The 3,129-nt window shown below is 61.6% G+C and carries 5 protein-coding genes; 3 read left to right on the forward strand and 2 right to left on the reverse strand.

The window, feature by feature from the left end; translation table 11 throughout:
• Positions 1–195: 195 nt before the first annotated feature.
• Positions 196–1,149 carry a DUF3991 and toprim domain-containing protein gene (locus RS75_RS24855; RefSeq protein WP_045025270.1) on the reverse strand — a complete coding sequence of 318 codons (954 nt, stop codon included), beginning with the start codon at positions 1,147–1,149 and terminating at the stop codon, positions 196–198.
• 348 nt (positions 1,150–1,497) lie between these two features.
• Positions 1,498–1,620: a hypothetical protein gene (locus RS75_RS27365; protein ID WP_267884638.1), complete on the reverse strand. Its 123-nt coding sequence runs from the start codon at positions 1,618–1,620 to the stop codon at positions 1,498–1,500.
• Between RS75_RS27365 and RS75_RS27275 the strand changes: the two genes are divergently transcribed.
• The 3 genes from RS75_RS27275 to RS75_RS24865 all read left to right on the forward strand — a co-directional run.
• Positions 1,591–1,686: a hypothetical protein gene (locus RS75_RS27275; RefSeq protein WP_234704337.1), complete on the forward strand. Its 96-nt coding sequence runs from the start codon at positions 1,591–1,593 to the stop codon at positions 1,684–1,686. The genes RS75_RS27365 and RS75_RS27275 overlap by 30 nt on opposite strands.
• On the forward strand, positions 1,683–2,615 hold the full coding sequence (locus tag RS75_RS24860) for a tyrosine-type recombinase/integrase (RefSeq protein ID WP_045025271.1): 933 nt from the start codon (positions 1,683–1,685) through the stop codon (positions 2,613–2,615). The genes RS75_RS27275 and RS75_RS24860 overlap by 4 nt, the downstream gene beginning before the upstream one ends.
• On the forward strand, positions 2,612–3,129 hold a 518-nt coding region (locus tag RS75_RS24865; protein ID WP_045025272.1), incomplete at its 3' end, for a tyrosine-type recombinase/integrase. The genes RS75_RS24860 and RS75_RS24865, both read left to right, overlap by 4 nt.

The raw sequence follows: 3,129 nt of genomic DNA on the forward strand, positions 1-3,129 counted from the left end.
TGCTGGGTACGGCCCCTTTCATGCCACCTCCTGTGCAATCGCCGCCGCCGTCGGCCGGTCGGCTTTGCTCTTTGCGTATGTTGCGCGGCCATTGGCACAGCCTAAAGGTCTTGGTCATGCCAGATCGCGTGGCGTTCGGAACAGCTCAATTGGGGCTCGGCCTGCTTCTTGTTGCGGTCGGGTAAAGGGGCTGGGTTAAGCTGACCGACGCGTGCAATAATGCGGCCGGCGTGCCTCCCGTCCTTTTCGCTTTCCCTTCTCCCTTTCCTGTAAAGCCTCATTCCAGTCATCGGCGGGCGGCAGCAATCGCTGCCAACCACAGCCTGCCTCTTCGGCCAGTGTGCGAAGACGGTCGGCGAATATATTGCCTTGCGCGTTGCGGTCAGTCGCAGCCACAAGCAGGGAGCCGCGAGTCGCAGAAAGGGCGCGGAGTGCGGCATCGGTCGACGGAGCCCACCCGCCACCTGTACTCAGGTAGAGCGTGCCTTCACGCATGCCCTCGAAAGCGGCAAGGCTCATGGCGTCGATAGCAGCCTCGGTAACGCAAAGCCGGCACGCGGCGGGCAGGCCGAGCCGAAACAGGTTCTTGGCTCCGCCAGTTGCAAATCCTCGCCAATGCGGACCACGCTCCTCCCACCCCGTGACGAACCCCGTATCGTTCGTGTGGGCTGCCCACATACTGCCATAGGGCCCTTCCCGAAGAAGGTTCTGCGATACGGCGTTACGAATTATCTGTCCGGGCAGAGATCTTGCCGAGGAGAGATAGTGCCACATTCGCGAGCCCGGCTCCGGCCTACGCTGACGGCACCAACGTTCGGCAATTTTGAGGTTCGGCCAGCGGGTACGATGGGGCTTCCCCCATGCGGGCGTCTGCGGAATATAGCCGATCAGATTCGCGACGCGATAACGTGCCTTGGGGAATCCGACTCCATCGAGATGGCCGACAAGCGAGAATACATCACCTTTCGCGTCGGAGAGTGGGTCGAACCAGCCTTGACCGTTATGGATTACAATGATGATTCTATTGTCGCGGCGGTATTTTACTGCCCGCCTGGTGCTTTCCTTCAGGTCGATTGCAAAGCCGGCCACTTCTAGCACCGCGGAGCATGGCACCCGGCTGCGCAGATCCTCGATTTCGTTCTTTTCCATTCTTTTTTCGGCCTTCGTCAGCCGCCCTCTTTTCCACTTGGGTTGTCTTCCCGCGCATTTGCGGGACCCTATCTGACGACCGCGAAGAGCCAGCGATGGCAAGGGCGCGGCGGGGAGTCGAGGAGAAAACCGAAGCCACCATCGCCAACATGCCCGCCGCGGCGAAGCTTCCCTTGCCACCGCCAGCTCGCAAGCGGCACCCGAAGGGGCGGGCCGGTTCATAAGCCGGCTATTGCAGATAAGATGGATCTCGGCGGTCGCCTCGATTTCGGGAGCCGAAGTGTACCTCGCATTTGTCGTGGGTCTGGCACAATGTAGGCGGGTTATCAGGCAGCCACCGGGATATAGCTACGGCATGGCGGGGTCGAACTTGGGCGGGTCGCCGGTGCACATCTCCTGCGCCACAGCCTCGCCACCCAGCTTGTCGGGCAGCGAAGGCCAATCAACGAGATCGCCGATCTTCTTGGTCACCGGAGCATCAACACAACGGCCGTGTACGTGAAGGTTGCGGCCTCGCAGCTCGCCGAGGCCGCATGACCGTCTTTGCCCGATTCCTCGGCGAGAAGGTCGAGCGTTACATCGAACTGCGCCACTCGCTCGGCTACTCTTTCAGCAAACAAGCCGGTACATTGCGCGCTTTCGTCCGCTACGTTGAACGCACTCAACTCGATGCGCCCGCCACCCGGACGATGGCGCTGGACTTCGTCCTGTCGTTCGGCGGCGCCGCCAACAGCCGCGCTACTCGTCACGGCGTGCTCCGCCGCTTCTACGAGTATCTCGCCGTCTATGACGCCCAAACCGAAGCCTTGGAGCGAAGAGCCTTTCCTAGATCCAGGGCGATTCCACCTCCACGTATCCTCAGCGAGGCAGAGTTGGCGTCGCTCATCGACGCATGCACCCGCATTTCGCCAGGCATCCCCCTCAGGGGGCGGACGATGGCGACGCTGATCGGATTGTTGGCAAGTTCGGGACTGCGATCGGGTGAAGTGGTCAGGCTTGATCGTTCCGACGTCGATCTGACCAACGGGGTTCTTCTCATTCGGAAGACGAAGTTCCGCAAGGACCGTCTCGTTCCAGTTCACACGACAACCCAAACAGCGCTTCGCCGCTATGCCCGTGAGCGCGATGCCGCCTTTCCCAATCCCAAGGACCAGGCCTTCTTCCTCAGCTCTCGTGGCAACCGACTCTCGGCGACTGGCTTGCAAAGCGGATTTGCTCAGGTCCGCAAGCTCGCCGGCCTTGATGACGGCAAGCCCCTAAGGCCGCACGATCTCAGGCACCGGTTCGCCGTGACCCGCCTCAGCTTCTGGCATCAACAGCGCGCAGACGTTCAGGCGTTGCTCCCGTTGCTCGCCACCTATCTCGGCCACGCCAACTACAGTGACACAGCCTACTACCTCACTGGCTCGGTAGATCTTCTTGCCATGGCGGCGGAGCGCGCCTTCCTCGATGGAGGCGCAGCATGAGTGAACACTTACTCCTGGCGCCGCTCTTGGAGTCCTATTTTCGCCGGCGCTTGACTAAACAACACAACGCCACTCCCGCGACCATAGCCAGCTATCGCGACGCCTTGCGCATGCTCATCCTCTTTGCCGCCACACGGTGGCGGAAGAAGCCGGCGGCGTTGATGCTCGAGGAGCTCGATCGAGACCTCATTCTCGCCTTTCTCGACGAACTCGAGGAGAAGCGGAACAACACCATCGCCACGCGCAACGCCCGCTTAGCGGCGATCCGATCGTTCTTCCACCATGTCGCAGCCGCCGATCCGGCGTCCTTCGGTGTCGCCCAACGCGTGCTGACGATTCCCATAAAACGGGCGCACATCGAGGTGACGCATTACCTCATCAAGGCCGAAGTGGACGCCCTCATTGAGGCCCCCAATCCAAGGACGCCCCGCGGTCGGCGTGACCGTACGTTTCTACTGTTCCTGGCACGGACCGGCGCGCGGGTCTCCGAAGCTACCGGCGTCAACGCAAACGA

Source organism: Rhizobium nepotum 39/7 (assembly GCF_000949865.1).
Taxonomy (GTDB): Bacteria; Pseudomonadota; Alphaproteobacteria; order Rhizobiales; family Rhizobiaceae; genus Agrobacterium; species Agrobacterium nepotum.

Excerpts from the sequence above, each read along its gene's own strand:
- RS75_RS24855 (WP_045025270.1), bottom strand. The coding sequence starts at position 1,149 with ATGGAAAAGAACGAAATCGAGGATCTGCGCAGCCGGGTGCCATGCTCC.
- RS75_RS24860 (WP_045025271.1), top strand. The coding sequence starts at position 1,683 with ATGACCGTCTTTGCCCGATTCCTCGGCGAGAAGGTCGAGCGTTACATC.